Below are 26,769 nucleotides of genomic sequence, written 5' to 3' on the forward strand. Positions count from 1 at the left end.
ATAGAACGGCGAGCCCGCGCATTGCTAGTGCGAGGCCGGCCCACACGATCACCCGGGGGGTAATGGAAGAACAGGCATTCGTCATCGCGCTCGTCGGCGTGCTCGGCATTGGCGCGCAGTGGATTGCCTGGCGCACGGGCTGGCCTGCGATCGTGTTGATGCTCGCGGCCGGCTTCCTCGCCGGGCCGATCCTGGACCTGTTCGATCCGGAAGCCGCATTCGGAGAGCTGCTTGAGCCGATGGTCGCCATCGGTGTTGCGCTTATCCTGTTCGAAGGCGGTCTCAATCTCGACCTGCGCGAGCTGCGCCACGCGGGCGACGGCGTCTGGCGGCTGGTGCTGTTCGGCGTACCGATCGGCTGGCTGCTCGGAAGTCTTGCGGGATACTATGTGGCGGGACTGGTCTGGCCCGTCGCGATCCTGTTCGGCGGTATTCTCGTGGTCACCGGCCCCACGGTCGTCCTGCCCCTGCTCCGCCAGTCGAAGATCCAGCCGCGCCCCGCCGCCACGCTCAAGTGGGAGGCGATCGTCAACGATCCGCTCGGCGCGTTGTGCGCGGTGATCGCCTACGAATACTTCCGCCTGACCGCCGCCGCCCCCGACGCGACGCTTTTCGAGGTCGTCCCGCCGATGATCATCGCCGTCCTTCTGGCGGGCGGGATCGGCTATGCCGCAGCCCGGGTCGTCGCCTGGACGTTCCCTCGGGGGCTGGTTCCCGAGTATCTCAAGGCGCCGGTGCTCCTGACGCTCGTCATCGGCGTGTTCGTGCTGTCGAACGCGATCGAGCACGAAGCGGGGCTGATGGCGGTCACCGTGATGGGCGTGGCGCTTGCCAACATGAACGTCACCAGCCTGCGCTCGATCCATCACTTCAAGGAGAACATTGCGCTCATCCTGGTTTCGGGCATCTTCATCGTGCTGTCCGCTTCGCTCGACTATCAGGAACTGAGCTACCTCAACTGGCGCTTCGGGCTGTTCCTGCTCGCGCTGCTGTTCCTCGTGCGCCCGTTGACCATTCTCATCAGCCTGCTGTTCAGCTCGGTGCCGTGGAACGAGCGGCTGCTGCTTGCATGGATTGCGCCGCGCGGCATCGTCATGGTCGCGATTTCCGGCCTCTTCGCCCTGCGCCTGTCGGAGCTCGGCTACGCCGACGGTGAAGTCCTGATCGGCCTCAGCTTCGCGGTGGTGGTGGTGACGATCGTGGCACACGGTTTTACGATCGACCTCGTGGCGCGCTGGCTGGGGGTAAAGGGCAGTTCGCGCCCGGGCCTCCTGATCGTGGGGAGCACGCCCTGGACGATCGCCCTCGCGCAGGAGATGCACACGCTCAAGACCCCGGTGATGGTGGTCGATTCGAGCTGGCAGCGGCTTGCCCCCGCGCGGCGTGCGGGCCTGCCGTTCTATCACGGCGAGATCCTCAACGAAGCGACCGAGCACAATCTCGATCTCACCCCGTTTCAGGTGCTCGTCGCCGCGACCGAGAACGAAGCCTACAACACGCTCGTGTGCAACGAGTTCGCCTACGAGATCGGCCGCGACACGGTGTACCAGCTCGGCGAGGCGGTGAGCGAAGACGACCGCCACGCCATTCCGCCGTCGCTGCGGGGCCGCGCGCTGTTCGAATCGGGTTTCGGCGTGGCCGACGTCAACGAGCGCCAGGCGCAAGGCTGGATCTTCCGCAAGACCAAGCTGTCCGACGAGTTCAAGTTCGAGGATGCGCGCGAACTTCTGCCGGAATCCGGCCACCTGCTGCTCCTGCTGCGCAAGGACGGCACGCTGCGCTTCTTCACCCACGCTTCGCGTCCCGAGCCCCGCCCTGGCGACACCGTCATATCCTTCACCCCGCCCAAGAGCCGGACGGCGGGTGATCAGGCGGAGCGGCCGGGAAAAGGCGAGGGGGGGACGCAACCGGCATGATGATGAGGACCGACATGATGAGACCATTGGTCGCGATGACGGCGGCGATCGCTCTGGCGGGCTGCGACCGGGGCGAACCGCCTCCGCCGCCCGAGCCGACCCCCGAGGTGCCGCCGACCCCGGCGTCGATCATCCGGCCCGACGTCGAGATCGAACGGCCGGAGCCGGAGCTCAAGCCTCTGGAAGCGAGCGTCACCTTCGCCGAAGCCGGCGGCGAACTGTCGGCAGCGGCACTGGAAGATCTCGAAACGATCCTCGAATCGCCGCAGATGGCGGAAGGCGGCGCAATCGTGCTGCGCGGCCATACCGATTCGAGCGGAGACGACGAGGCCAACCTGCGTGTGTCCCGCAAGCGTGCGGAAATGGTGCGCGATTGGCTGGTCGAGCACGGCGTGGCCGAGGAGCGTATCACCGTGATTGCCATCGGCGAGCAGCGCCCGATCGCGCCCAATGCCAAGCTCGACGGAACGCCGGACGAGGCAGGCCGCGCGGCCAACCGGCGCGTCGATGTCTCGATTGCGCTGCCCGATGTTGTGGCTGAAGAAGCGGACGAAGGCGAAGCGGCGCAATCCCACGCGACCTCGCAGGTCGACTAGGGTCAGCCGATCCGGCGCACTTCCTCGAGCACCCGTTCGGTCCATTGTGTTCTGCAGATGAGGAGGTCTGGGAGTTCGGTGTCTGGTTGGTTGTAGAGGAGGGGTGAGCCGTCGATGCGTGAGCAGTGGAGGCCGTGAGCTTTGGCGACGGCGACGGGTGCGCAGTTGTCCCACTGGTACTGTCCGCCGGAGTGGAGGTAGATTTCGGCCTGGCCGCGCACGACGGCCATGGCCTTGGCGCCGGCGGAGCCCATGGCGATGAGTTCGCCGCCGATCGCCTCGGCGACGGCGAGCGCTTCCTTGGCAGGCCGGGTGCGGCTGACCACGAGGCGCGGTGTGGCGGCGGGTTCGGGGAGCGGAGCGACCCGGTCGCTGCGCAGCACGACGCCGCCGTTCAGGCCGGGCAGCGCGACCGCGCCCACTTTGGCTTCGCCGTCGATGGAGAGCCCGACATGGACCGCCCAGTCGTCGCGCTTCTCGCCGTACTCGCGGGTCCCGTCGACCGGGTCGATTATCCATACCCGCGACTTCTCGCGCCGGAGCAGCGTATCGCGGCTTTCTTCCGACAGCACGCCATCGTCGGGCCGCTGGGCATGCAAGGCGTGCAGCAGGAAGCGGTTCGAGACCTCGTCGCCCGCGCTGCCGAGCGCCTTGCCTTCGAACAGCCCGTTCTCGCGCACTTCGATCAGGATGCGCCCGGCGGCAGCGGCGATCTGCGCGGCGAGTTCGGCGTCCGTCATGGTCATTGCGCCCTCGATCACTTCAGGGGGAGGATCCTGGAGACGATGTAGTCGGCCGCTTCCTCGACGCTCATGTCGACGGTGTTGACGCGGATCTCGGCGTTCTCGGGCTCTTCGTAAGGGCTATCGATCCCGGTGAAGTTCTTCAGCGTGCCCTCGCGCGCCTTCTTGTACAGGCCCTTCACGTCGCGTGCTTCGGCGACATCGAGCGGGGTGTCGACGAAGATCTCGATGAACTCGCCGTCCTCCATCATCTCGCGGACCATGCGCCGCTCGGCGCGGAACGGGCTGATGAACGCGGTGAGGACGATCAGGCCGGCATCGGTCATCAGCCGGGCGACCTCGCCCACCCGGCGGATGTTCTCGATCCGGTCGGCTTCGGTAAAGCCGAGGTCCTTGTTGAGCCCGTGACGCACGTTGTCGCCATCGAGCAGGAACGTGTGCCGGTTCATCAGGTTGAGCTTCTGCTCGACCGCATTGGCGATGGTCGACTTGCCCGATCCCGAAAGCCCGGTGAACCACAGCACGCGCGGGCGCTGGTTCTTCAGGCCTGCGTGATCCTCACGATCGATCGTGACCGGCTGCCAGTGGACGTTCTGCGCACGCCGCAGGCTGAAGTGCAGCATGCCGGCGCCCACGGTCGCATTGGTCATCTTGTCGATCAGGATGAACCCGCCCAGCGCTCGGCTGTCGGCATAGGGCTCGAACACGATCGGCCGCTCGGTGCGCAGCTCGGCGACACCGATGGCGTTGAGGCCGAGCGTCCTGGCCGCGAGATGCTCCCCCGGACTTCCGACGGCGTTGACGTTGATCTCGTACTTGGGCTCCTGCACCGTGGCGGTCACGGTCTGGGCGGCCAGCTTGAGCCAGTAGCCGCGCCCGGGCTTCAATGCCTCGTCGCTCATCCACACGATCGTCGCTTCGAACTGGTCGGAGGCCTGCGGCGGATCGCCCGCCGCGGCGATGACATCGCCGCGCGAGCAGTCGATCTCGTCGGCGAGGGTCAAGGTCACCGACTGGCCGGCGACCGCTTCCTCGCGCTCGCCGTCAAAGGTGACAATCGACTTGATCGTGCTGGTCTTGCCGGAAGGCACGATGCGCACCGTATCGCCCGGCTTCACCGTGCCGCCGGCGATCAGTCCGGAGAAGCCGCGGAAGTCGAGGTTGGGGCGGTTGACCCATTGCACCGGCATGCGAAAGCCGCGCGCCTGCGCTGCGGCATTGGCGATCTCGACCGTCTCGAGATGCTCGACCAGGCTCGGCCCTTCGTACCAGGGCGTATTGGGCGAGGGGGCGGCGGTGATGTTGTCGCCCTTGAAGCCCGAGATCGGGATCGCGGTGAAATCCTCGATGCCGATCTCCTCGGCAAAGGCGCGGTAATCGGCGACGATCGCCTCGAAGGTGTCCCGGTCGTAGTCCACCAGGTCCATCTTGTTCACCGCCAGCACCAGGTGGCGGATGCCGATCAGGTGCGCGAGGTACGAGTGGCGCCGGGTCTGGACCAGCACGCCCTTGCGCGCATCGACCAGGATCACCGCGAGATCGGCGGTCGAGGCGCCGGTGACCATGTTGCGCGTGTACTGCTCATGGCCCGGCGTGTCGGCGACGATGAACTTGCGCTTCTCGGTCGCGAAAAAGCGGTAGGCGACATCGATCGTGATGCCCTGTTCGCGCTCGGCGGCGAGGCCGTCGACCAGCAGCGCGAAGTCGAGTTCCTGCCCCTGGGTGCCGACCCTCTTCGAATCCGACTCCAGACTGGCGAGCTGGTCCTCGAAGATCATCTTCGAATCGTACAGCAGCCGTCCGATCAGGGTCGACTTGCCGTCGTCCACGCTGCCGCAGGTGATGAACCGCAGCAGCCCCTTGTTCTGGTGCTGCTCGAGATAGGCGTCGATATCCTCGGCGATCAGGCTGTCGGCCCGGTAGGCGGGCTCGGGCGAAGCGTCGTGGGTCATCAGAAATACCCCTCCTGCTTCTTCTTCTCCATCCCGGCGCCGCCTTCGTCCTTGTCGATCGCGCGGCCCTGGCGCTCGCTGGTGGTGGTCAGCAGCATCTCCTGCACCACTTCGCTCAAGCTTGCCGCCTCGCTCTCGACCGCGCCGGTCAGCGGATAGCAGCCGAGAGTGCGGAAGCGGATCGAGCGCATGACCGGCTCCTCGCCCGGCTCCAGCGGGAAACGCTCGTCGTCGACCATCAGCAGCAGGCCGTCGCGCTCCACAGTCGGGCGCGGCGCGGCGAGGTAGAGCGGGACGATCTCGATCCCCTCGGCCATGATGTACTGCCAGATGTCGAGCTCGGTCCAGTTGGACAGCGGGAATACCCGGATGCTCTCGCCCTTGGCCTTCTTCGCGTTGTAGAGGTTCCACAGCTCGGGGCGCTGGTTCTTCGGGTCCCACCCGTGGCTGGCGGTGCGGAACGAGAAGATCCGCTCCTTCGCCCGGCTCTTCTCCTCGTCGCGCCGCGCGCCGCCGAAGGCCGCGTCGAAGCCGTAGTGGTCGAGCGCCTGCTTTAACCCTTGCGTCTTCCACATGTCGGTGTGCAGCGGCCCGTGGTCGAACGGGTTGATCCCGCGCTCCAGCGCCTCCGGGTTGCGCCACACCAGCAGCTCCATGCCTGCGGTCTCCGCCATCCGGTCGCGCAGCGCGTACATGTCGCGGAACTTCCAGGTCGTATCCACATGCAGCAGCGGAAACGGCGGCGGCGAGGGATAAAACGCCTTGCGCGCCAGGTGCAGCATCACCGCGCTGTCCTTGCCCACCGAATACAACATCACAGGCCGCGACGCCTCCGCCGCAACCTCCCGCATAATGTGTATGCTCTCGGCCTCAAGCCGCTCCAAATGTGTCAAATGCATCGACAATGTCTCGAATGCGATCTCTGCAAGACAGGGGAAGGGACGCAGGACTGGCTAAAGGATCGGTGCCGAAGGGCAAAAGGGATTTGCTTGAAAGGGACGAAGCGATCGTGTCCCGCGCCGGCAGCCGCAAACGGGATGTTGACGAATCCGCGCGGATGATGGCAAGCGGATCGGCACCAAGCGGGTATAGCTTAGTGGTAAAGCCCCAGCCTTCCAAGCTGGTTATGCGGGTTCGATTCCCGCTACCCGCTCCATTCTTCCCCTTTCGACGTTTTCTCCGCCCCTCTGTGCGGTCGGTGTGCGCACGCCATCGGTAGTTCTCCTCGAGCTCGGAACCAAGACCGGGCGCGGCCCATTGCCTTGAGCAAAGGAGATTTTTTGATGGCGACCCGATTTATCGATCGCAGCGAACCGCAGCGATCGCAGTTTCTGACCGACAGCTTCCAGCGCGGGCTCGCGCACTGGAACCGCGAGCGCCTGCAACCCGGATTTCCTGGCGAGGCATGGCAGCGCGAGCTCGAGCGCGACGTGCGGATGCAGCGGCTCGAAGGCGCATTCCTCGAAGGCCTGCGGGCGGAAGTCAGCGCCGAAGCGGCGGAGGCGCCGACCGATCCGGATGGATTCGTCGACTGGTTCGAAGGGCTGAAGGACACCGGTCCCGGCCAGGGCGACCCGCTGTTTCCGTGGCTGGCGGAAGAGGCGGATATCGACCAGTTCCGCTGGTTCTTCGAACAGGAAGCGGCCGGAGAGGCCGGCTTCGACGACCTCGTGGCGATGACGCAGGTCAAGCTGCCCGTGCGCCCCAAGCTCGAACTCGCCCGCAACTACTGGGACGAGATGGGCCACGGTGTCGAGAAGGGCATGCACGGGCCGATGCTCGACGCGCTGGTCGAGACGCTCCGGGTCGATCCGGTGATCGAGAACACCGTGTGGGAGAGCCTGGCGCTTGCCAACGCGATGACGGCCATGGCGGTCAATCGGCGCTACGCCTGGCACTCGGTCGGCGCCCTCGGCGTTATCGAGCTTACCGCGCCCGGCCGGGCGGCGCTGGTCACCGAAGGCCTTCGGCGGCTCGGCTTCTCGGGCAAGGAACGGCGCTACTTTGCGCTCCATGCCGTGCTCGACGTCAAACATAGCGAGGACTGGAACCGCGAAGCGATCCGCCCTGCGGTAGAAGAGGATCCGGCGCGCGCCGCTGCGATGGCAGAAGGCGCGCTGATCCGGCTCAAGTGCGGCGAGCGCTGCTTCGAGGCCTATCGCACGCAGCTATGGGGCTGAGGGCCGCCGGTTACGCCTTGCCGATGGCCATATTGTCGATCAGGCGCGTGCCGCCGATCCGCGCAGCGACGAGCAGGCGGGCCGGGGCCTCGCCGAGACGGTCCAGCCGCGTGAGGCTCGCCGTATCGGCGATGGCGGCATAGTCGACCAAGGAGAAGCCGGCCTCCATCAGGGCCTGCTCCAGCGCCTGCATGGTGGCCCGCACGTCCGCGCCCGCCTCGATCCGCTCGATCGCTTCGCGCATCGCCCGGGGCAGCGTCGCCGCCGCTTCGCGTTGCTCGGGCGAGAGGTAGCGGTTGCGGCTCGACATCGCGAGCCCGTCCGCTTCGCGCACGGTCGGCACACCGAGAATGGCATCCACGTGCGGAGCGGTGAGGTCGAGGTCGCGGGCCATGCGGCGGATCACCGCGAGTTGCTGCCAGTCCTTCTCGCCGAACAGCGCGGCATCGGGCCGCACCTGATTGAACAGCTTGCAGACGACGGTCGCGACCCCGTCGAAATGGCCGGGGCGGGTCGCGCCGCAGAAGTCCTCGCTCACGCCGGCGACCGAGATCGTCGTGGCGAACCCTTCCGGATACATCTGCGCGACATTCGGTGCCCAGAGCAGGTCGACGCCCTCCGCCTCCAGCAGGCGCGCGTCCTCCTCCATCTGGCGCGGATAGGCGTCGAGATCCTCGTTCGGACCGAACTGCGTCGGGTTGACGAAGATCGATACCGCGACGCGGTCTGCACGCGCCCTGGCTTCGCGCACGAGCGTCAGATGCCCCTCGTGCAGCGCGCCCATCGTCGGCACCAGGGCCAGGCTTTCGCCGGCATCGCGGAAGGCCGCGACGGCCGTTCTCAACACATCAAGCTCGGTCGCGGTTTGCACGTCTCCGGGGCCTCCGATAAAGCGAGCGCGGGGGCCGCTTAGCCGCTGGCGCCCGGCAATGACAACAGACAGAAAGCTTGCCGTAGTGTCCGCCAAAGTGTCGCAGCGCCGCCCGCACCGGATCGTGTTCGCCAACGAGAAAGGCGGGACCGGCAAGTCGACCACTGCGGTCCACGTGGCAGTTGCGCTCGCCTATCGCGGGGCCAAGGTCGCCGCGCTCGACATCGATTCGCGCCAGCGCACCATGGACCGCTACTTCGAAAATCGCGCCGAGACCGAGGAACGGCGGAACGCTGCATTGCCCAGCGCACGGTGCGAGGTGTTCCGCGGACAGTCGACCCAGGAGTTCGACGAGGCGCTCGAACGGCTGGGCGAGGGGGCGGACTTCATCGTCATCGATACGCCCGGGCGCGACGATCCGCTCGCGCGCCATGCCGCGATCGGAGCCGATACGCTGGTCACGCCGCTCAACGACAGCTTCGTCGATTTCGATCTGATCGGCCAGGTCGACCCCGAGACGTTCAAGGTCCGCCGTCTGAGCTTCTATGCCGAGCTGATCTGGGACACGCGCAAGACGCGTGCGCTCGAGCGCCGGCAGGAGATCGACTGGGTCGTCGTGCGCAACCGCACCGGCCACGTCGAGGCGCGCAACATGCAGCGCATCGAGCGGGCGCTTGCCGAACTCTCGAAGCGGGCTGGCTTTCGCGTGGCGCGAGGCCTGTCGGAGCGCGTGATCTACCGCGAACTCTTCCCCTCCGGCCTGACGCTGCTCGATAAGGGGCACCTCGGCGAGCTCGGCACCAGCCATCTCGTCGCGCGGCAGGAGCTGCGCTCGCTGGTCGCCGGCCTGAACCTGCCCGCACCGGCGAGCAAGGCGGCAGAGCTGGAGCCGGCCTGACCCATGCTGCGGCTGATCGTCATCCTTGCGGTCGTGGCGATCGGCTGCCGGATGATCTTCGGCAAGTGGCCGTGGGCCTACCTGCAGCCGGTTTCGACGCGCAGTCAGGCGCTGTACCGGGCGCGCAAGCTGCTGGGCGTCGGTGCTCGTGCCGATCGCGGGGAAATAATCGCAGCCCACAAGCGTTTGGTGGCCATGGTCCACCCCGACAGGGGCGGGACCAGTGATCAGGTGCACGAGGCGAATGCCGCGCGCGACCTCCTGCTCAACGAACTGACCGACCAACGCTGAAGGGAGCATATGGCCTACAACTTCGACCCGACCATCCTGCGCGAATACGATATCCGCGGTATCATCGGCCAAACGCTCGGCCCTGATGACGCGCGCGCGATCGGACGCAGCTTCGCCACTCTCTTGCGCGAGGCCGGCGGCAGCAAGGTCGCGGTCGGCTACGACGGCCGCGTAAGCTCGCCGACGCTGGAGCACGCGCTGATCGAAGGGCTCACGGCCAGTGGGTGCGATGTCGTGCGGGTCGGCATGGGGCCGACGCCGATGCTCTACTACGCCGAAGCCTCAGCCGAAGAAGTACACGGCGGCATTCAGATAACCGGCAGCCACAATCCCCCCAACTACAACGGCTTCAAGATGGTCTTTCAGGGACGGCCGTTCTTCGGGGAGGATATCCAGCGGCTCGGCCGCGTCGCTGCGGACGGTGCCTGGTGCGACGGAACCGGGACGATCGAGGAACGCGCGATCCTGGAGGAGTACGTCGAGCGACTGCTCTCCGGCCTCGGCGGTGTGGAGCCGACCGCGCTCGAGGGGCTGCGCGTCGGCTGGGACGCCGGCAACGGCGCCGCGGGGCCCGCGCTCGAGGCGCTCGCTGCCCGCCTTCCGGGCGAGCATTACCTCCTCTACACCGACGTCAACGGCGACTTTCCCAATCATCATCCCGATCCCACGGTCGAAGCGAATCTGGCGGACCTGCGCGCGCTCGTCGCGGAGAAGAACCTCGACTTCGGCATCGCGTTCGATGGCGACGGCGACCGCATCGGCGCGATCGACGGCGAAGGCCGCGTGATCTGGGGTGATCAGTTACTGATGATCTACGCCGAAGACCTCCTCGCAAGACTACCTAATGCGACGGTCATCGCCGACGTGAAGGCCAGCCGCGCGCTGTTCGACCACGTCTCGCAGCACGGCGGGCAGCCGGTGATGTGGAAGACCGGCCATTCGCTGATCAAGTCCAAGATGAAGGAAACCGGCGCACCGCTCGCAGGCGAGATGAGCGGGCACGTGTTCTTCGCCGACGATTACTACGGTTACGACGACGCGCTCTATGCCGGCGTCCGCCTGCTCGCTGCGAGCGCGCGGCTCGGCCGCTCCGTGACCGAGTTGCGCGGCGCGATGCCGGCGATGGTCAATACCCCCGAGATGCGCTTCCAGGTCGACGAGACGCGCAAGTTCGCCGCAATTGACGAGGTCAAGGCGCGACTGGCGGACAGCCCTGCGGACGTCGACGGCACCGATGGGGTGCGCGTGACCACCGCGGACGGCTGGTGGTTGCTGCGTGCCTCCAACACGCAGGACGTCCTCGTCGCCCGCGCCGAAAGCGAAAACGAGGAGGGGCTCGGTCGGCTGATGGCGCAGATCGACGAGCAGCTCGCGCTCTCGGGCTTGGAACGCGGGGCGCAGGCAGGACACTAGATCCCGCATGGAAAGGGAGGAACGATGAAGAATGGTATTCTGGCGACCATCCTGCTATTTGCGGCCGTGCCCGTGCAGGCACAGGACGAGGGTCCGCCGCCTGCCGACACATCGCAGGACATAGAGGCGCTGGCGTCCGCGTTCGGCGAGATGTTCCCGGCCGAGCCGCTCACGCCCGAGCAGGAGGCGCGCCTGCCGATGGCGCAGGCCGTCGTCGCGCATATCTTTCCGCCGGGCACTTACGCACGGATGATGGATGAGATGATGGGGCCGACGATGGATTCGATCCTCGGCTCGATGGCGCAGATTCCGGTCGCGCAGCTTGCCGCCATCGCCGGTATGGAACAGTCGCAGGTCGCCGCGATGGGCGAGGCGAAGCTGGGCGAAGTCATGGCGATCGTCGATCCCGCGTACGAGCGCCGCAACGCGGTCGCCTCGGATGTCATGATGGAGATGATGGGCGATGTGATGAAGCGGATCGAGCCGTCCTATCGCGAGGGGCTGGCACGCGCCTACGCCGTGCGCTTCGAGCCCTCCGATCTTGCCGAGCTCGATCGCTTCTTCCAGACACCGGTGGGCGGCCGATATGCCGCGGAATCGATGCTCATCTATGCCGACCCGCAGGTCATGTCCGCCATGAACGAAGTCATGCCCGCGGTGCTCGAGATGATGCCGGCGATGATGGAGCAGATGCAACAGCGCATGGCGGACCTGCCGGAGCCGCGCAAGATGTCCGACCTGAGCGATGCCGAGCTGCAGCGTTTGTCGGAGCTGCTCGGAGTACCGGCGGCGGACCTGAGGGCCAACGCGGCCGAGGTCGAAGCTGCCGAAAGCGAAGATGCCGGCGACGGCGTGTGATGCAAGAAGGGCCCGGATCGCCGGGCCCTTCGCTTTGCAACGACAGAGGTCCGAGGTGGATCAGATCTCGGTATTTTCGTCCAGCGTCCTGCCGGCATTCTCGCTGCGGTAACTGCGCCGGTCGACCCGCAGGTTGTTCTGCACATGTCCGACGCCGGACACGTCTTCTGCGCAGTCTTCCGCACGGCGCTTGTCGAAGCGGCTGTCCACCGTGCCGTCGAGCGTGACCTCGCCGTTCTCGACCGACACCTGAATCCCGCTGGCATCGAGATCCCAGTCGTCGGTCAGCGTATCGCACACGTCCTCCAGGATGCGCTGATCCGAACGGGTATAATTGGCCGGGCCGCGGCCGCGGTGATCCATCCGCCGGCGGCGCGCGGCGTCCTCGTCGCCGAACCAGCTCGCGACCTCGTCGCCCGCGCGGTCGAGGAAGCCTCGCTCCTCGTAGCGGTCGGTAAAGCCGCGGCGCGGCTCCGCATCGTATGTGCCCGATCCATAGGCGGCCGACATGCCGCCGAACCCAGCACCGTATCCGCCGTAAGGCAGCCGATTGCCGGCCGAGAAGTCGCCGCCGGCCTGGTCAATCGCGGTGAAGCTGGAGAAGCCGCGCCCTTCGCCGGTGTCGTACCGCGCGGGGCCGTAGCTCGAGTGATAGCGGGACTGCCGCGCGCCGTGTGGATCGTCGCGCTCCTGCTCGCGCCAGCCGCGGCTCTGTGGACCGCTATAATCGTCGCGGTAGCTGCGGCGTTCGTCCATCTGGGGCGTAAGCGGCTCGTCATAGCGATGCTCGCGGTAGTCCGGCTGTCCGTAGCGGTCCGCCTCGAACTGTTCGGCCTGCGTATAGTAGTCCTCGCGGTCGTAGCTGCCGCGGCGCCGGTCGCCGTATCGGTCGCCCGGGCGATAATCGTTCCTGTAAGCCATCGGTCTCTCCTGAAGGTTCTCGGGAATCTCCGGCGCGGCGCCCTGGGAGAAGGGCCGCGTCGCCCTGCTGCATGAAATCAATGCGTGAGCGCACCGATCGTTGCCCGGCCGGGCGCATGCGAACCGCATTTCGGCGATGGGGCGCCGTGCGATCACCGGAACCTTTCGCATCGCACGGGAATCTGGTGCAGTGGAAGCCATGCACGACCGTCGCTCCGCACATGCCTGAGGCGCAGATCCCGCCCGAGATCGCGGCCTGGTTCGACGCGCGCGGCTGGCGGGTGCGGCGGCACCAGGCGGATATGCTGGCGGCGAGCGAGGCAGGGCGGCACGCGCTGCTGGTGGCCGATACGGGGGCGGGCAAGACGCTGGCGGGCTTCCTGCCGACGCTGGCGGATTTCTGCCCTTCGCGGCTCGCGGGCGGTGCGCCGCCGGAGGGACTGCACACGCTTTACGTCTCGCCGCTCAAGGCGCTCGCGCACGACGTGCAGCGCAATCTTCTCGCTCCGGTCGAGGAGATGGGCCTGCCGCTGCGGATCGAGACGCGCAGCGGCGATACCCCGGCCGACCGCAAGCGGCGCCAACGCGGGCGGCCGCCCCATATCCTGCTGACGACACCGGAATCGCTCTCGCTGCTGCTCAGCTATCCGGAGAGCTTCGCCATGTTCGCCGGGCTTAAGCGTATTGTGATCGATGAGGTGCACGCCTTCGCGACCGGCAAGCGCGGCGATCTGCTCGCGCTGTCGCTCACGCGGCTGCAGGCGATCGCCCCGGCTATGCAGTGCGCGGCACTCTCGGCGACGGTCGCTGATCCGGAGGGTTTCCGCGAATGGCTTGCCCCCTGGGGCGAGATCGACTCGGTCGCCCTGGTCGAGGGGGAGAAGGGCGCGCCGCCGGAGGTCGAAATCCTCCTACCGGAGGAGGAGCGCGTGCCTTGGGGCGGGCACGCGGGGCGCTGGGCGATTCCGCAGCTCTACGAGGAGATCCAGCGCAACCGGACCACGCTGGTCTTCACCAACACGCGCTTTCTGGCCGAGTTCGTGTTCCAGCTCCTGTGGGAGGTGAACGACGACAATCTGCCGATCGGTATCCACCACGGTTCGCTGTCGAAGGAGGCGCGGCGCAAGGTCGAAGGGGCGATGGCGCGGGGCGAGCTGCGCGCGCTGGTGGCCACGGCCAGCCTCGATCTCGGCGTCGACTGGGGAGATATCGACTGCGTGGTGCAGATGGGCGCGCCGAAGGGTTCCTCGCGCCTGCTCCAGCGCATCGGGCGAGCGAATCACCGATTGGACCAGCCGAGCCGGGCCATCCTCGTGCCCGGCAACCGCTTCGAGTTTCTCGAGGCGACCGCGGCCAAGGACGCTGTCGATCAGGGGCAGCGCGACGGCGAGGACTTTCGCCCGGGCGGGCTCGATGTGCTGGCGCAGCACGTCATGGCCTGTGCCTGCGCCGCGCCGTTCGACGAGAAGGCGCTGCTGGCGGAAGTGCGTGCCTCGCTCGCCTATGCCTGGGTCGATGAGGCCGTGTGGCAGCGCGTGCTGGGCTTCGTCGAGAACGGCGGTTACGCGCTGCGGGCATACGACCGGTTCAAGCGCATCGTCCGGGACCGGAACGGCGTCTGGCGGCTGACACACCCGGAACATGCGCAGCGGCATCGGATGAACGCGGGGATCATCGTCGATTCGGAAATGCTCACCGTGCGGTTCAAGAATGGCCGCCAGCTCGGCAAAGTGGAGGAGCGCTTCGCCGCCTCGCTCTCGCCGGGCGATACGTTCTTCTTTGCCGGCATGAGCCTGGAGGTCGAGCGGGTGAAGGATATGGAAGTCACCGTGCGCGCCGCGAAGAAGTCGGCCACTATCCCTTCCTACGGCGGCCAGCGGCTGCCGCTGACAACGCACCTGGCGGAGCGGGTGCAGGCGATGCTGGTCGATCGTGCGGGCTGGGCGCGCTTCCCCGACGATGTACGCGAATGGCTCGAAGTGCAGGATTGGCGCAGCCGCTTGCCCGGCCCGGGCGAACTGCTGGTGGAGAGCTTCCCGCACGCGAAGAAGCACTACAGCGTCTATTACACTTTTGAAGGGTGGAACGCGAACCAGAGCCTCGGCATGCTGATCACGCGTCGGATGGAGGATCGCGGGCTGCTGCCCGGCGGCTTCGTCGCCAACGACTATTCGCTCGCCGTATGGGGCTTGAAGCCGGTCGCGGATCCTGCTCCGCTACTGTCGCCCGACATTCTCGCGCACGAGTTCGTCGACTGGGTGCAGGATTCGCACCTGCTGCGCCGCGCGTTCCGCGAAGTTGCGGTGATCGCGGGGCTCGTTGAGCGTCAGCATCCCGGCAAGCGCAAGACCGGCAAGCAGGTCACTTTCTCGACCGACCTGATCTACGACGTGCTGCGCAAGTACGAGCCCGATCACGTCCTGCTGGAGGCCGCGTGGGCCGATGCGCGCGCACGTCTGACCGACGTCGGACGTCTCGCGAGCCTGCTCGAGCGGTCGGCCGAGCAACTGGTCCATGTCGAACTCGATCGTGTGAGCCCGCTGGCGGTGCCGGTCATGACGATGATCGGGCGAGAGGCGTTGCCACAGGGGTCGGTCGACGAGGAGCTTCTGCTGGAGGCGGAGAGCCTCGCTGCCGCCGCGATGCGGGTGGATGCGGCGGAAGACGAGGCAGACTAGAACCCTGGTCCTGCTCAGCGCGCGGCGAAGGTCCGGTACTTCTCGTTGCCGACGAAACCGAAGCGGGTGATTCCCGCCGTCTCGATCGCGTGCAGCGTGCGTGCCGCCGCGTCGTAGCTTGCGTGCGATACCGGTTCGAACTGCAGTTCCGGCTCGACCGGCATGCGCCGGGTTTCCGCCAGAAGTGCACCGAGCTGCGCACTGTTCACGGCACTGCCGTTCCATAGGACCCGATCGGCGCCGTCGATGACGATGCGGTTCTTCACTTTGTTGATCGCCGGACAATTCGTGCAGTCGCGCGGCAGGTCCACTTCGACCGAATGGGTCGCCGCCGGAATAGTGATCACGAACATGATCAGGAGGACGAGCATTACGTCGATGAGCGGGGTGGTGTTGATCTCGCCCAGGGGGCGGCTGTCGGGTCCTCGCATCGCACTTCTCCCACAGTTATGGAACATCATACCATAACATAGCGGAGTCGCCAATTGCACCCACAGGCCTGACGCATGCAACAAAAAAGGGGGCGGATCGCTCCGCCCCCTTTATCGTGTTCGTTGTGCGTCCGGATCAGCCGGTAGGATTGGCCGGACCACCGGTGTTGAACGTCCGGTACTTCTCGTTGCCGACGAAACCGAACTTGGTGACGCCGGAAACCTTGATGATGTTCAGCACCTTGGCCGAGAGATCGTAGCTCGCGAACTGCTCCGGCTCGAACTGCAGTTCGGGCTCGGGGTCGATCGACTTGCTGATCTCGAGATTGCGGACCAGTTCGCTCTGATCGATCGCATCCCCATTCCAGAGGATCTCGCCCATCTGGGTGATGACGATCTTGTTCTTGATCGGATCGATCTGGTCTTCCGGCGGCGGATTCGGGTTCGGCGCCGGAAGATCGATGTCGACCGAGTGCGTCGCAACCGGGATCGTGATGATGAACATGATGAGGAGCACGAGCATGACGTCGATCAGCGGCGTCGTGTTCATCTCCATCATCGGGGTGCCGTCGTCGCGGCCGCCTGACATTGCCATGGTTGGCTACTCCTGATTTCTATCCGCGGACCGGATCACGCGTTCGGATCGACGGGGTTCGAGATGAAGCCGATCGTGGGGTAACCGGCCGCCTGGACGTTGTAGATCGCGCCCGCGACACACTGCCACGGTGCGTTCACGTCGCCGCGGATGTGGACCTGCGGGATCTTGTCGGGATCCTCCATGATCGCCTCGGGGCCACCGGCGCGCTGCACGATCGCGTCGAGCCGCTCGAACGCCCGGTCGTAGAGTTCCTGCGAATCCACGGGGGTCGTGTTGTTGAAGTAAACCCGGCATTCGCCTTCACGCGACGCGCCTGCGAAACCCGGTTCGCCTGCACTGAGGCCGGCAGCATCGGTGGTGCTCACGGTCAGCTGCAGGTTCTCGACCTTGTCCTTGGATTCGGTCGATTCAAACACCGGGATGCGGAGCTTTTCGATCGTCTGGATCGCAACCGGCACCGCGATGAGGAAGATGATGAGGAGCACCAGCATCACGTCCACGAGCGGCGTAGTGTTGATCTCCGACATCGGCCTTTCGTCGCCGCCGCCTCCCGTCGAAATCGCCATGACTATATCCTATCCAACTTGTCTATTTCGAAGGTCACACCGGGCCGGCCGCAACCGACCCGGTGTCACGGCTCTATCAGCGCTTCGTCGTGGTGGTCGTGCCCGCAACCGGCTTGGTCGCCGGAGCGGTGGCCGCAGCCTTGCCCGCCTGCTGGGTCGACGTCTTGGTCAGCACCGCCGGCTTCACCGCACCCTTCGAATTGATGTTCGCGAGGATGTCGGTCGAGAAGCCCGAAAGCAGCTCGGCGATACGCTTGTTGCGGCTCTGCAGCCAGTTGTAGGCGAGCACCGCGGGAACGGCGACGAGCAGACCGATGGCGGTCATGATCAGCGCCTCACCGACCGGACCGGCGACCTTGTCGATCGAGGCCGAGCCGGCGATGCCGATGTTGATCAGCGCGCGGTAGATGCCGATGACGGTGCCGAGCAGACCGACGAACGGTGCGGTCGCGCCGACGGTCGCGAGGAACGGCAGGCCGCCCGCGAGCTTGGAGTTGATCGACGCTTCCGAACGCGCCAGCGAGCCGTGCAGCCAGTCGTGCGCTTCGAGGCTGTCGGTCATCTTGCTGTGCGCGTCTTCAGCGGCGAGGCCGTCGTCGACGAGTTGGCGCCATGCGCTGTTCTTGTCGAGCTTGGTGGCGCCCTCACGAAGGGTGCCCGCGCGCCAGAACTGGCCGCGCACGTTCTTGTACTCGCTGAAAATCTTCCGCTGCTCGAGCAGCTTGGTAATCAGAATGTAGAACGATCCGACCGACATGATGACGAGCACGCCGAAGATCGACCAGGCGATCACGCCGCCCTGTTCCATGGCTTCCAGGAAGCCGAAGGAGTTCTGGGGGGCAGCCTCTCCGGCGGCGGCAAGAAGTTCGATAAGCATTGCGAAAGTCCTCTCAGAAAGAAGTAGATTGGGAAGAAGTGTCTCGCCGCCGCGCCTGGCGCGGCGGCGGGAAGCAGCTAGTTCGGGATCTCCCAGCGAACGGTGCTCGAGTAGGTCCCAGAGACCTCGTCACCGTTGCCGTTGGTCGCCGGACGGAAGCGGGCGCGCCGCTCGATAAGGTTGCAAGTCGCTTCCTTGAGCTCCGACGGTGCAGAACCACCGGTGATCGAGCACGATTCGACACGGCCGTTCGTTCCCACGCGTACGGTGAACGACGCGGTGCCGGTGTATTCGCGGCTGATCCAGCTGCTACGATAGTCCGACGTCGTCACCCAGCTGCCGGGATTGTTCCGCGGCTCGGGGTTCTTCGGCGGGAACCGCGGCGGCGGGGGTGGCGGCGGAGCCGGCGGGGCCGGCGGCGGCACGCGCAGAACGGGCGGTGCCGGCGGCGGAATCGTCGGCTGCGTCCGGATCGGCGGCGGAGCCGGCGCGATACTGATCGGCGGCGGCGGTGCGACCGGCGGCGGCGGTGCGGTGTCAGGTTCGGGCGGTGGCGGCGGCTCGTCTTCCGGCTCGGGTGGCGGCGGTTCCTCGATATCAACCGTCGTCACGCGTTCGACCACCTGGGTAACCGCCTCGTAGGCCAGACCGGTGATCAGCGCATATCCGATCAGGATATGGACGATCGCCACTATGACCAGGGCGACGACCCGGTTCCCGCTCATTTGTTGGTCAGCGTAGGCCATTCAGTCGCATCACTCCATCGTCTCTCGCCGAGGGTAGCCCCGGCAATTCTCCTCACGACAAGCAAATCCCTTGCCAGAGGGCAATCCCAAATGTCCACCCTGCCGGCCGAACTTCGAAAAACGCGAAGGCCGATGGGCCCAGGCGCCGCGAGGCCAGCATGGGCCGGTTTGCCGCACATCTTGTTGTCTGTTGCGGCAAACTGCCGCGAGCTTTAGCTTCGATGCCCTAGGGGCGCAAACGCTTTATCGGTTAACCGCGAATTCACGATCGCAAGAGTGAATGGAAACGGAACGGCGTCACGCTTCGCGCATTCCAAAAAATGCCTCAAAACTGGAATTTTATGGCCGACATGCATCATTTCACCAAGTTCAAGCTCGCGCTCGCCGCAGGCCTCGCGATGGCTGCCGCGCCGGCGGCTGCGCAGCAGGCACCCGCGGCCGGTGCGCCGACTTATGCCGATCTGGTCGACCTCGCGGACCCGGCCGATCTCGTCATCCGCGCGCAGATTCGCGAGCAGGCCTTGCTCCGTCCGGAACGCGCGCCCGGCGTGCGCCCCGGCTATGGGCGACTCTATGTCGAGGCACGCACGCTCGCGCTGATCTCCGGCTCGGAGCCGATCGGCGAATCGATCCGCTACCTGGTCGACGTGCCGCTGGACGAGGATGGCGATCCCCCCAAGCTCAAGAAGCAGGAGGTGGTGCTCTTCGCCCGTTCGGCGGGCCGGCCGGGCGAGATCCAGCTCATCGCGCCCACCGCCCAGTTGCGGTGGAGCGAAGCGCTCGCGGGGCGCCTGCGTCCGATCCTCACGGAGCTGACGGCTGCCGATGCGCCGCCTTCCGTGCTCGGCGTGCGCGATATTCTCTCGATGCCCGGCAATCTCGCCGGCGAATCCGAAACCCAGATGTTCCTGAACACCGACGGTGACGGACCGGTCTCGATCACGGTCATCCGCCGCCCGAACATGGCGCCGGTATGGGGTGTGTCGTGGACCGAGATCGTCGACCAGGCCGCCCGTCCGCCGTCCCGGGACACGCTCGCCTGGTACCGGATCGCCTGCTTCCTGCCCGACGATCTCCCGGCCGAGGCCAACATCGCGCAAGACCCGGCCTCCCGCGCGCAGGCCGAGGAGGACTTCCGCTTCGTGCAGCAGAGCCTCGGGCCCTGCCGGCGCAACCGCAGCTAGCGCGCGCCAAAGTGAAACTGGTTCCCATGCCGCCGCCTCACGGGTTAGGGGCGGCGCCATGAAACGCGTCGCCAATCAACGCCGCCGCCATGGCTGAGCCGCTGCGCATCGCGCTGGCCGGGCTCGGCACAGTGGGGGCGGGCGTGATCCGCCTGCTCGAAACCAACGCCGCTCTGCTGCGTGCCCGCTCCGGGCGCGAGATGCGGATCGTCGCCGTCAGTGCGCGCGAGCGCCACAAGGACCGCGGCGTCGATCTCTCGCCCTTCGCCTGGGTCGATGACATGGCCGAACTCGCCGCGCGCGATGATGTCGACGTGGTGGTGGAGCTGGTTGGCGGATCGGACGGGCCTGCTCTGGCGCTGGCCCGCAAGGCCATCGCTTCGGACAAGGCGCTGGTCACCGCGAACAAGGCAATGGTCGCGCACCACGGGGCCGAACTGGCCGCCGCCGCCGAACGGGCGGGGACGGCGCTCAAGTTCGAAGCGGCGGTCGCGGGCGGTATTCCTGTGGTCAAGGCGCTGCGCGAAGGCGCGGCCGCGAACGCCATCGGGCGCATCTACGGCATTCTCAACGGCACCTCGAACTACATCCTCTCGACCATGGAGGCGACCGGCGCCGGCTTCGGCGAGACGCTGGCCGAGGCACAGAGGAAGGGGTTCGCCGAGGCCGATCCCGCCTTCGACATCGAAGGCACCGACGCCGCGCACAAGCTCGCGATCCTGGCCGCGATCTGCTTCGGCGCCGAGGTCGATTTCGCCGGCGTGACCTGCGAGGGCATCACCCGCGTGCGGGCCGAGGACATCGCCCGCGCCGACACACTCGGCTACGTCGTGCGCCTGATCGGCATGGCCGACCTGGAAGCGGGAGATGACGGCACGACCGCGCTGCTCCAGCGGGTCAGGCCATGCCTCGTTCCCAAGGGCCACCCGCTCGCGCACGTCACCGGAGCGACCAACGCGGTCGTGGCCGAGGGCAATTTCTCCGGGCGCCTGCTGTTCCAGGGCGCGGGCGCGGGTGCCGGGCCAACCGCGAGCGCAGTCGTCGCCGACCTGATCGACATCGCGCGAGGGGAGATCGGCGCGCCGTTCTCGATCCCTTCGGCCGAGATGGCGCCTATGCCGCGCGCCGAGGCAGGGCACCGCACCGGCCGCACCTACCTGCGTTTCACGGTCGCCGACCGCCCGGGCGTGTTGGCCGAAATGACCGCCGCGATGCGCGACGCGGGCGTCTCGATCGAAAGCCTGATCCAGCAGGGCCGGCAGGAGGAAGGCGGCGAGGTCCTCGTCGCAATGGTCGCGCATGAGGGTCCCGAGCGGAACGTGCAGCACGCGCTCGAGCTTCTGCGCGGCTCCGACAGCTTCACTGCCCCGCCGCTGTCGATGCAGATCCTCGGGGACTGATCTCTACTGCGGCGGCGGGTCCGCTGTGGGTTCCGGCTCTTCGGAAGCCGGCTCCTCCGGCTCGGGCTCCCCGTCGTAGCCGCGCGGCGCAAGCCCGCGCCCGACGCGCGCGGCGTCGGAGCCGGGCGGGGTCTCGGGCAGCTCCTCGAAGTCGATCATGTAGGCGGGCGGCGCCGGGCACGGCGGAATCACGCACATGCCGGAGATGGTGGCGGGTCCCTTGAAGATTCCCGGCCCGGAAACGTCGGGCGCCTTGGGATCGCCCTTGTTCATCGTCGCCGCGGCGTATTCGTTCTCGGAGTCTTCGTCGGAGCGGATGCGAAACTGCGATTGTTCCTCCAGCCGCGCGCAGACGACGATCTCGTCTCCCTCGGGCTGCTCGCAATCGGGTTGTGGGGCCGCAGGCGGCGGCGGGCCATAGGCGTCGCGGGTCGCCTCGAACGCCTGCTCCACCGGATCGGTCACACCCGGGTCCGGATCGCCCGTCTGCGCCGCGGCGGGTGCGGCGAAGAGGAGGCAGGCGGCAAACGCCAGGTGGTTTCTCGACATTCCCGCTCCCGCTGTCTAAGCGCGCTTCCAAGCACTCCCGGAGGACTGAATCCAGTATGAATAGCAAGAATCCGCCTGCCGGCTCGCAGCTCGATCGCGTCCTCGTGCTTGAACTCGTCCGCGTCACCGAAGCCGCCGCGATCGCCGCGAGCGAGCTGATCGGGCGCGGCGACGAGAAGGCGGCCGATGCCGCCGCGGTCGAGGCGATGCGCCACGCTTTCGACCAGCTCGATATCGACGGCACCGTAGTCATCGGCGAGGGCGAGCGCGACGAGGCGCCGATGCTCTACATCGGGGAGAAGGTGGGCGGCGCCCCGGGCAAGGGGCCGAAGATCGACATTGCGCTCGATCCGCTGGAAGGGACCACGATCACCGCCAAGGCCGGCCCCAATGCGCTCGCGGTGCTCGCCGCGGCAGAAGAGGGCTGCCTGCTCAACGCGCCCGACACCTACATGGACAAGCTCGCGGTCGGGCCCGGCTATCCGGAAGGGATCATCGATCTGGCCAAGACGCCGACCGAGAACGTCTGCGCCGTGGCCGCAGCCAAGGGCGTCGAGCCCAAGGACATCATCGTCTGCGTGCTCGACCGGCCCCGGCACGCCGATCTGATCGCCGAGCTGCGCGGGCTCGGCTGCGGCGTGGTGCTGATCGGCGACGGCGACGTTGCCGGGGTGATCGCGACGACCAATCCGGAAACCACGATCGACATGTACATGGGCCAGGGTGGAGCGCCCGAAGGCGTGCTCGCAGCCGCCGCGCTGCGCTGCGTCGGCGGGCAGTTCAACGGCCGCCTGGTGTTCCGCAACGAGGACGAGAAGCGCCGCGCGGCCAAGTGGGGCATCGAGGACCTCGACCGGATCTACAAGCTGGAGGATCTCGCCAAGGGCGACTGCATCTTCGCCGCCACCGGCGTCACCTCGGGCTCGCTGCTCGAGGGCGTGAAGCGCCTGCGCGGCGGCAAGATGACCACCGAAAGCGTCGTCATGCGCGCCAGCAGCGGCACCGTCCGCTGGATCAAGGGCGAGCACCGGTTGGTCTGATCGTCCCTATTTGCGCCTTACGGCGAAAACGGGGAGGATCGGGTGCCCCCTGTTGCAATCGCGTGACGCCCGGCTAAGCGGGGCGGACCGATTCCCGCCGCAGCAACCGAAGGTACCCCGCGCGATGAAGATCATGTCCGGCAACTCGAACCTGCCGCTCGCGCGGGCGGTCGCCGCCTATCTCGAGATGCCGCTGACCGACGCCAGCGTCCGCCGCTTCGCCGACGAGGAGGTCTTCGTCGAGATCCACGAGAACGTGCGCGGCGAGGATGTCTTCCTGATCCAGCCGACCAGCTTCCCGGCCAACGACAACCTGATGGAGCTGCTGATCTGCATCGACGCGCTCAAGCGCGCCTCGGCCAAGCGGATCACGGCGGTCGTGCCCTACTTCGGCTATGCCCGGCAGGACCGGAAGCCCGGCCCGCGCACACCGATCTCGGCCAAGCTGGTCGCCAACCTGATCACCCATTCGGGGGCCGACCGCGTGCTTGCGGTCGATCTCCACGCCGGGCAGATCCAGGGCTTCTTCGACATCCCCACCGACAACCTCTACGCCGCACCAGTCATGGCCGCCGACATCCAGGCGCGCTACGGCGACCGTGACCTGATGGTCGTCAGCCCCGACGTTGGCGGCGTGGTCCGCGCCCGCGCGCTGGCCAAGCGGCTCGACAACGCGCCGCTCGCGATCGTCGACAAGCGCCGCGACCGCCCGGGCGAGAGCGAGGTCATGAACATCATCGGCCAGGTCAAGGGGCGGCACTGCATCCTGATCGACGACATCGTCGATTCGGGCGGCACGCTGTGCAACGCGGCGCAGGCCCTGCTCGATCAGGGTGCTACCTCGGTTGCGGCCTATATCACTCACGGCGTTCTCTCGGGCGGCGCGGTGGCGCGGGTCGACGGCTCGGCGCTGACCGAGCTGGTCATCACCGACACGATCCGCCCGACCGACGCGGCACAGGACTCCGCCAAGATCCGCATCCTCACGGTCGCCCCGCTGATCGGCGAAGCCGTCCGCCGCATCGCCGACGAGAGCTCGGTCTCCAGCCTGTTCGATTGATGGTGAGCGTCAGCGATCTCGCGCTCGCCAACCGGCTGGCCGATGCCGCCGGAGAGGCGATCCGGCCGCTGTTCCGGGGCGAATGGGCGGAAGAGCGCAAGAGCGATGCGACGTTCGTGACCGAAGCGGACCGCGCCGCCGAGGCGGCAATGCGCGCGATCATCGAAAGCGAGCGGCCCGACGACGGAATTATCGGCGAGGAATACGGCAACCGCAATCCGGGTGCCGCGCGCCAGTGGGTGCTCGATCCGATCGACGGCACGACCAGCTTCATCGCCGGGCGGCCGATCTTCGGCACGCTGATCGCGCTGATGGAAGGCGGCTGGCCGGTGCTCGGCGTGATCGACCAGCCGGTGCTGCGCGAGCGCTGGGTCGGGCGCGTCGGTCACGAGACGACTTTCAACGGCAAGCCGGTTCGTTCGGCGTCCTGTCCGGAGCTCTCCAACGCGGTGCTTGGCACGACCAGCCCGCATTGCTTTTCGGGTGAGCAGGTCGATGCCTTCATGAGCCTCGCCAAGGCGGTGGCCGAGCGGAAGATCGTCTATGGCGGCGATTGCTACAGCTACGGTCTCGTCGCCTCGGGCCATATGGACCTGGTGTGCGAGGCCGGCCTGCAACTGCATGATTTCGCGGCGCTCGTGCCAGTGGTCGAAGGCGCCGGCGGAACGATGTGCGACTGGCAGGGCGAACCGCTCAACGCCCATTCGACCGGCGAAGTGCTTGCGATCGGCGATCCTGCGCGGCTCGAGGACGTGATCGAGGCGATGGCCGGTGCTGCGCCCGGGGCAGGACACGGGCACTCGCACGGTTAGCCAAATGCTAAGCCCTGCGCGCTAACCCTCGCGCGCATGGCGACGACAGCTTTCGACGGCGGCCTTTTCCCCGAGCCCGAAGCCCCGCGTGCACGTGGGGCCTGGGTGCGCCTGGCAGCCGCGTTCCCTTTCGCGCTGATGATGCTCGTCTCGCTGATCGAGCTGGCGCTAGCCGACCGCAAGTACGGCCTGTTCACCGGCGGTTTCGGCCAGTCGCGGGCGGTTGACGCGCCGGGAGAGATCGCACTGTTCCTGGCAGGCTATGCCGCTGCGCAGGCGGTGATCGGGCTGGCCGGATGGGCGCTCTCGCTGCACCTCGCGCGTCGCGGCCCCGCCTGGGCACCGTGCTTCGTCTTCGCGCTGGTGGGCGGCGCGCTGTTCTGCGGGCTGCTGGCCGCGCAGTACCAACTCCATTCCTACTTCAGCGATGCGGTCGGCTTCGCCCTTCTCAAGCAACTCGGCGGCGGGAGCCTGGTCGACGCGATCCTGTTCGGACTGAGCGAGATCGGTGTGGCGCTGCTCGCGCTCGCCGCGCTGGCGGCGGGCGCCTGGGCCGCATGGAAGCTGCTCGCGCGGCTGCTGCCGCCGGACATGCAGCGCTTGAGCGCCCCTCGGCGCTCGCTGTATGTCGCGGCGATCGTCCTATTTCTCACCGCTGCCTTCGCCATCCCGCGCACCGGCAACGACGCGGCTTTCGGGCTCAACCGCACGCTCGCCTGGCAGGCGCTCACGGGCACGCTCGACCTCGCGAGCGACGTGGACCTCGACGGCTATGGTCTGTTCGGCATCCAGCACGACACGGCGCCGTTCGACGGCAGCCGCCATCCGCTCGCTCTAGACGTACCCGGCAATGGCGTGGACGAGGACGGCTACGGCGGCGATCTCGCGCTCGTGCCGCTCGCGGCGCCGCTCGGACCTCAGGTCTTCACGGGGGATCGTCCGCACGTGGTGATCGTGGTGATGGAATCGACCCGCGGCGACGTGCTTGGCAAGCGCATAAACGGCAAGCCGGTCGCGCCAAACCTAGAGGTGCTCGCGGCGGCGGGCAGTGCGGCCTATCCCGCCTACAGCCACGTCGGCTTCACCACCGAATCGCTCAAGTCGATCTTCTCCGGCCAGCTCGCCCCGCGCACGGGCGACCCGTCGCTGTTCCGCGACCTGAAGGCGAGCGGCTATCGCATCGGGGTGTTCTCGGGCCAACCGGAGGATTTCGGCGGCATTTCCGAAACGGTCGGCATGCGCGAGAGCGCCGACGTCTATGTCGATGCCGAGGGTTTGCGCGACAAGCGCGCGTTCGACTTCGCCGCACAAGGCAGCCTGCTAGTCGACGAAAGCCACCTGCTCGCCGCCTTCGACCGAACGCTCGGTAAAGAGGATTGGCAGGCACGGCCTCACTTCGCCTATTTCAACTTTCAGTCGCCGCACTTCCCTTATCATCACGACGGCGTTCCGGCGCGCGTCACCGACGCGCCCATCGAGCGCGGTGCGATCGGTGCCGCCCGTGCGGAGGACGTGCAGGCGACGTACTGGAATGCGGTCGCCAACGCCGATGCCTGGCTCGGCGAAGTCGTCCGGCGGCTCAAGGCCAAGGGTGTGTGGGACGATACCCTGCTGATCGTCACCGGCGATCACGGCGAAGACTTGTTCGAGGACGGCTTTCTCGGCCACGGCCACGTGATCAACACGCGCCAGTTCGGCACGATGCTGGTCGCCAACCGGCCGGGTCTTCTGCCGCCTGCGCCGCTCGCGCTGGCCGACTATCGCGCGATCCTGACCGCGGCGCTCCGCGGCGAATCGCCGTCCGCGCCGGCAGCCGCTCCTTTCCTCCACATCGGTCCGCTCGACACGCCGACCGCGATCGGGCTGGCGGGGAAAGGCACGCTCACCCGCCTGCGCCTCGACACCGGCGAGGCCTGTCTGGTTGAACGCCACAAATGCGCCCCGCACACGACTTTCACCGGCGCGGCCAAGGCGCGGATCGAGGCCCTGATCGCCCGCTGGGGGTCCGAACGCTGGCGCGCACGCCAGCGCGGCGAGCGCTGAGAAGCCGTTTCTACGCCCGGACGCGCTACGCGAACGAGCGCCCGTTCATCGCGCTTGCCATTTGCCCCGTTTGTGCCTAATGGCGCGCGCTTCACCGACACGCATACATCTGCCGGTCTGGCCGAAAGGGCTGCCAGGGCTGGCTA

Annotated in this window: 25 protein-coding genes and 1 tRNA gene; 15 read left to right on the top strand and 11 right to left on the bottom strand. The window is 67.1% G+C overall.

The window, feature by feature from the left end:
* Positions 1–62 precede the first annotated feature (62 nt).
* Together D2V04_RS10395 and D2V04_RS10400 are read left to right on the top strand one after the other, a co-directional pair.
* Positions 63–1,916, top strand: a complete 1,854-nt coding sequence (locus D2V04_RS10395) for a cation:proton antiporter (protein WP_119513631.1) — start codon at positions 63–65, stop codon at positions 1,914–1,916.
* A gap of 17 nt (positions 1,917–1,933) precedes the next feature.
* Complete coding sequence (locus D2V04_RS10400; protein WP_182849734.1) at positions 1,934–2,512, top strand: OmpA family protein; 579 nt, start codon at positions 1,934–1,936, stop codon at positions 2,510–2,512.
* A gap of 2 nt (positions 2,513–2,514) precedes the next feature.
* Here the strand turns inward: D2V04_RS10400 and D2V04_RS10405 are convergent, their stop codons facing one another.
* Genes D2V04_RS10405 through cysD form a run of 3 tightly spaced genes read right to left on the bottom strand, consistent with a single transcriptional unit; the run spans position 2,515 to position 6,106 of the window.
* Complete coding sequence (locus D2V04_RS10405; RefSeq protein WP_119513713.1) at positions 2,515–3,252, bottom strand: 3'(2'),5'-bisphosphate nucleotidase CysQ; 738 nt, start codon at positions 3,250–3,252, stop codon at positions 2,515–2,517.
* Positions 3,253–3,269: 17 nt separating this feature from the next.
* On the bottom strand, positions 3,270–5,207 hold the full coding sequence (gene cysN / locus D2V04_RS10410; protein ID WP_119513633.1) for a sulfate adenylyltransferase subunit CysN: 1,938 nt from the start codon (positions 5,205–5,207) through the stop codon (positions 3,270–3,272).
* Positions 5,207–6,106, bottom strand: coding sequence for a sulfate adenylyltransferase subunit CysD (cysD, locus tag D2V04_RS10415; protein ID WP_119513634.1), 900 nt, complete (start codon positions 6,104–6,106; stop codon positions 5,207–5,209). The genes cysN and cysD overlap by 1 nt, the downstream gene beginning before the upstream one ends.
* Before the next feature lie 183 nt (positions 6,107–6,289).
* On the opposite strand from cysD, the gene D2V04_RS10420 reads away from it, so the two are divergent.
* Both D2V04_RS10420 and D2V04_RS10425 read left to right on the top strand, forming a co-directional pair.
* A tRNA-Gly gene (locus D2V04_RS10420) sits at positions 6,290–6,363 on the top strand.
* 127 nt (positions 6,364–6,490) lie between these two features.
* Positions 6,491–7,387, top strand: a complete 897-nt coding sequence (locus tag D2V04_RS10425; RefSeq protein WP_119513635.1) for an iron-containing redox enzyme family protein — start codon at positions 6,491–6,493, stop codon at positions 7,385–7,387.
* 10 nt (positions 7,388–7,397) lie between these two features.
* Here the strand turns inward: D2V04_RS10425 and panC are convergent, their stop codons facing one another.
* Positions 7,398–8,258: a pantoate--beta-alanine ligase gene (gene panC / locus D2V04_RS10430; protein ID WP_119513636.1), complete on the bottom strand. Its 861-nt coding sequence runs from the start codon at positions 8,256–8,258 to the stop codon at positions 7,398–7,400.
* Between the two features lie 58 nt (positions 8,259–8,316).
* Between panC and D2V04_RS10435 the strand changes: the two genes are divergently transcribed.
* The 4 genes from D2V04_RS10435 to D2V04_RS10450 are packed head-to-tail and all read left to right on the top strand — an operon-like array spanning position 8,317 to position 11,718.
* The gene (locus tag D2V04_RS10435; RefSeq protein ID WP_119513637.1) at positions 8,317–9,156 is read left to right on the top strand and encodes a division plane positioning ATPase MipZ; all 840 of its coding nucleotides are present in this window, start codon (positions 8,317–8,319) and stop codon (positions 9,154–9,156) included.
* Between the two features lie 3 nt (positions 9,157–9,159).
* Positions 9,160–9,447 (top strand): J domain-containing protein, encoded by a 288-nt coding sequence (locus tag D2V04_RS10440; RefSeq protein WP_119513638.1) that lies wholly within the window; start codon positions 9,160–9,162, stop codon positions 9,445–9,447.
* 9 nt (positions 9,448–9,456) lie between these two features.
* Positions 9,457–10,860: a phosphoglucomutase/phosphomannomutase PgmG gene (pgmG, locus tag D2V04_RS10445; RefSeq protein ID WP_119513639.1), complete on the top strand. Its 1,404-nt coding sequence runs from the start codon at positions 9,457–9,459 to the stop codon at positions 10,858–10,860.
* A 24-nt stretch (positions 10,861–10,884) separates the two neighbouring features.
* A complete protein-coding gene (locus D2V04_RS10450) occupies positions 10,885–11,718 on the top strand; it encodes a DUF2059 domain-containing protein (protein ID WP_119513640.1) in 834 nt (277 codons plus the stop codon).
* Between the two features lie 60 nt (positions 11,719–11,778).
* Here D2V04_RS10450 and D2V04_RS10455 read toward each other — a convergent pair whose 3' ends face one another.
* Positions 11,779–12,639, bottom strand: coding sequence for a BON domain-containing protein (locus D2V04_RS10455; RefSeq protein ID WP_228766373.1), 861 nt, complete (start codon positions 12,637–12,639; stop codon positions 11,779–11,781).
* A gap of 221 nt (positions 12,640–12,860) precedes the next feature.
* Here D2V04_RS10455 and D2V04_RS10460 point away from each other — a divergent pair, with 221 nt between their 5' ends.
* Complete coding sequence (locus D2V04_RS10460) at positions 12,861–15,317, top strand: ligase-associated DNA damage response DEXH box helicase (RefSeq protein ID WP_119513641.1); 2,457 nt, start codon at positions 12,861–12,863, stop codon at positions 15,315–15,317.
* A gap of 14 nt (positions 15,318–15,331) precedes the next feature.
* On the opposite strand, the gene D2V04_RS10465 is transcribed toward D2V04_RS10460, so the two are convergent.
* The 5 genes from D2V04_RS10465 to D2V04_RS10485 all read right to left on the bottom strand — a co-directional run bounded on the left by D2V04_RS10465 (position 15,332) and on the right by D2V04_RS10485 (position 18,514).
* Positions 15,332–15,748 (bottom strand): ExbD/TolR family protein, encoded by a 417-nt coding sequence (locus tag D2V04_RS10465; protein WP_119513642.1) that lies wholly within the window; start codon positions 15,746–15,748, stop codon positions 15,332–15,334.
* Between the two features lie 136 nt (positions 15,749–15,884).
* Positions 15,885–16,343, bottom strand: coding sequence for an ExbD/TolR family protein (locus tag D2V04_RS10470; RefSeq protein ID WP_119513643.1), 459 nt, complete (start codon positions 16,341–16,343; stop codon positions 15,885–15,887).
* A gap of 35 nt (positions 16,344–16,378) precedes the next feature.
* Complete coding sequence (locus D2V04_RS10475) at positions 16,379–16,912, bottom strand: ExbD/TolR family protein (protein WP_182849735.1); 534 nt, start codon at positions 16,910–16,912, stop codon at positions 16,379–16,381.
* Positions 16,913–16,988: 76 nt separating this feature from the next.
* The gene (locus tag D2V04_RS10480) at positions 16,989–17,789 is read right to left on the bottom strand and encodes a MotA/TolQ/ExbB proton channel family protein (protein ID WP_119513644.1); all 801 of its coding nucleotides are present in this window, start codon (positions 17,787–17,789) and stop codon (positions 16,989–16,991) included.
* A 77-nt stretch (positions 17,790–17,866) separates the two neighbouring features.
* Positions 17,867–18,514 carry an energy transducer TonB gene (locus D2V04_RS10485; RefSeq protein WP_119513645.1) on the bottom strand — a complete coding sequence of 216 codons (648 nt, stop codon included), beginning with the start codon at positions 18,512–18,514 and terminating at the stop codon, positions 17,867–17,869.
* Between the two features lie 362 nt (positions 18,515–18,876).
* On the opposite strand from D2V04_RS10485, the gene D2V04_RS10490 reads away from it, so the two are divergent.
* Positions 18,877–19,719, top strand: coding sequence for a hypothetical protein (locus tag D2V04_RS10490; protein ID WP_324186875.1), 843 nt, complete (start codon positions 18,877–18,879; stop codon positions 19,717–19,719).
* An 89-nt stretch (positions 19,720–19,808) separates the two neighbouring features.
* Positions 19,809–21,119: a homoserine dehydrogenase gene (locus D2V04_RS10495; RefSeq protein ID WP_119513646.1), complete on the top strand. Its 1,311-nt coding sequence runs from the start codon at positions 19,809–19,811 to the stop codon at positions 21,117–21,119.
* Between the two features lie 3 nt (positions 21,120–21,122).
* Here D2V04_RS10495 and D2V04_RS10500 read toward each other — a convergent pair whose 3' ends face one another.
* Positions 21,123–21,668 (bottom strand): hypothetical protein, encoded by a 546-nt coding sequence (locus tag D2V04_RS10500; protein ID WP_119513647.1) that lies wholly within the window; start codon positions 21,666–21,668, stop codon positions 21,123–21,125.
* Between the two features lie 56 nt (positions 21,669–21,724).
* Here D2V04_RS10500 and glpX point away from each other — a divergent pair, with 56 nt between their 5' ends.
* The 4 genes from glpX (at position 21,725) to D2V04_RS10520 (ending at position 26,623) form a co-directional block, all read left to right on the top strand.
* Positions 21,725–22,708, top strand: coding sequence for a class II fructose-bisphosphatase (glpX, locus tag D2V04_RS10505; protein ID WP_119513648.1), 984 nt, complete (start codon positions 21,725–21,727; stop codon positions 22,706–22,708).
* Between the two features lie 124 nt (positions 22,709–22,832).
* Positions 22,833–23,768, top strand: a complete 936-nt coding sequence (locus D2V04_RS10510) for a ribose-phosphate pyrophosphokinase (RefSeq protein ID WP_119513649.1) — start codon at positions 22,833–22,835, stop codon at positions 23,766–23,768.
* On the top strand, positions 23,768–24,580 hold the full coding sequence (gene hisN / locus D2V04_RS10515; protein ID WP_119513650.1) for a histidinol-phosphatase: 813 nt from the start codon (positions 23,768–23,770) through the stop codon (positions 24,578–24,580). Before D2V04_RS10510 ends, hisN begins: the two co-directional genes overlap by 1 nt.
* A 36-nt stretch (positions 24,581–24,616) precedes the next feature.
* A complete protein-coding gene (locus D2V04_RS10520; RefSeq protein WP_119513651.1) occupies positions 24,617–26,623 on the top strand; it encodes an LTA synthase family protein in 2,007 nt (668 codons plus the stop codon).
* Positions 26,624–26,769: the final 146 nt, after the last annotated feature.

The organism is Pelagerythrobacter aerophilus, assembly GCF_003581645.1.
Classification (GTDB): Bacteria; Pseudomonadota; Alphaproteobacteria; order Sphingomonadales; family Sphingomonadaceae; genus Pelagerythrobacter; species Pelagerythrobacter aerophilus.

Coding starts and splice junctions, on each gene's coding strand:
- pgmG (WP_119513639.1), top strand. CDS start 9,457: ATGGCCTACAACTTCGACCCGACCATCCTGCGCGAATACGATATCCGC.
- D2V04_RS10465 (WP_119513642.1), bottom strand. CDS start 15,748: ATGCGAGGACCCGACAGCCGCCCCCTGGGCGAGATCAACACCACCCCG.
- D2V04_RS10425 (WP_119513635.1), top strand. CDS start 6,491: ATGGCGACCCGATTTATCGATCGCAGCGAACCGCAGCGATCGCAGTTT.
- D2V04_RS10520 (WP_119513651.1), top strand. CDS start 24,617: ATGGCGACGACAGCTTTCGACGGCGGCCTTTTCCCCGAGCCCGAAGCC.
- D2V04_RS10400 (WP_182849734.1), top strand. CDS start 1,934: ATGAGACCATTGGTCGCGATGACGGCGGCGATCGCTCTGGCGGGCTGC.
- D2V04_RS10510 (WP_119513649.1), top strand. CDS start 22,833: ATGAAGATCATGTCCGGCAACTCGAACCTGCCGCTCGCGCGGGCGGTC.
- D2V04_RS10450 (WP_119513640.1), top strand. CDS start 10,885: ATGAAGAATGGTATTCTGGCGACCATCCTGCTATTTGCGGCCGTGCCC.
- hisN (WP_119513650.1), top strand. CDS start 23,768: ATGGTGAGCGTCAGCGATCTCGCGCTCGCCAACCGGCTGGCCGATGCC.
- D2V04_RS10435 (WP_119513637.1), top strand. CDS start 8,317: ATGACAACAGACAGAAAGCTTGCCGTAGTGTCCGCCAAAGTGTCGCAG.
- cysD (WP_119513634.1), bottom strand. CDS start 6,106: ATGCATTTGACACATTTGGAGCGGCTTGAGGCCGAGAGCATACACATT.
- glpX (WP_119513648.1), top strand. CDS start 21,725: ATGAATAGCAAGAATCCGCCTGCCGGCTCGCAGCTCGATCGCGTCCTC.
- D2V04_RS10500 (WP_119513647.1), bottom strand. CDS start 21,668: ATGTCGAGAAACCACCTGGCGTTTGCCGCCTGCCTCCTCTTCGCCGCA.
- D2V04_RS10475 (WP_182849735.1), bottom strand. CDS start 16,912: ATGGCGATTTCGACGGGAGGCGGCGGCGACGAAAGGCCGATGTCGGAG.
- D2V04_RS10460 (WP_119513641.1), top strand. CDS start 12,861: ATGCCTGAGGCGCAGATCCCGCCCGAGATCGCGGCCTGGTTCGACGCG.
- D2V04_RS10485 (WP_119513645.1), bottom strand. CDS start 18,514: ATGAGCGGGAACCGGGTCGTCGCCCTGGTCATAGTGGCGATCGTCCAT.
- D2V04_RS10405 (WP_119513713.1), bottom strand. CDS start 3,252: ATGACGGACGCCGAACTCGCCGCGCAGATCGCCGCTGCCGCCGGGCGC.
- cysN (WP_119513633.1), bottom strand. CDS start 5,207: ATGACCCACGACGCTTCGCCCGAGCCCGCCTACCGGGCCGACAGCCTG.
- D2V04_RS10495 (WP_119513646.1), top strand. CDS start 19,809: ATGGCTGAGCCGCTGCGCATCGCGCTGGCCGGGCTCGGCACAGTGGGG.
- D2V04_RS10455 (WP_228766373.1), bottom strand. CDS start 12,639: ATGGCTTACAGGAACGATTATCGCCCGGGCGACCGATACGGCGACCGG.
- D2V04_RS10480 (WP_119513644.1), bottom strand. CDS start 17,789: ATGCTTATCGAACTTCTTGCCGCCGCCGGAGAGGCTGCCCCCCAGAAC.
- D2V04_RS10490 (WP_324186875.1), top strand. CDS start 18,877: ATGGCCGACATGCATCATTTCACCAAGTTCAAGCTCGCGCTCGCCGCA.
- D2V04_RS10440 (WP_119513638.1), top strand. CDS start 9,160: ATGCTGCGGCTGATCGTCATCCTTGCGGTCGTGGCGATCGGCTGCCGG.
- D2V04_RS10395 (WP_119513631.1), top strand. CDS start 63: ATGGAAGAACAGGCATTCGTCATCGCGCTCGTCGGCGTGCTCGGCATT.
- D2V04_RS10470 (WP_119513643.1), bottom strand. CDS start 16,343: ATGGCAATGTCAGGCGGCCGCGACGACGGCACCCCGATGATGGAGATG.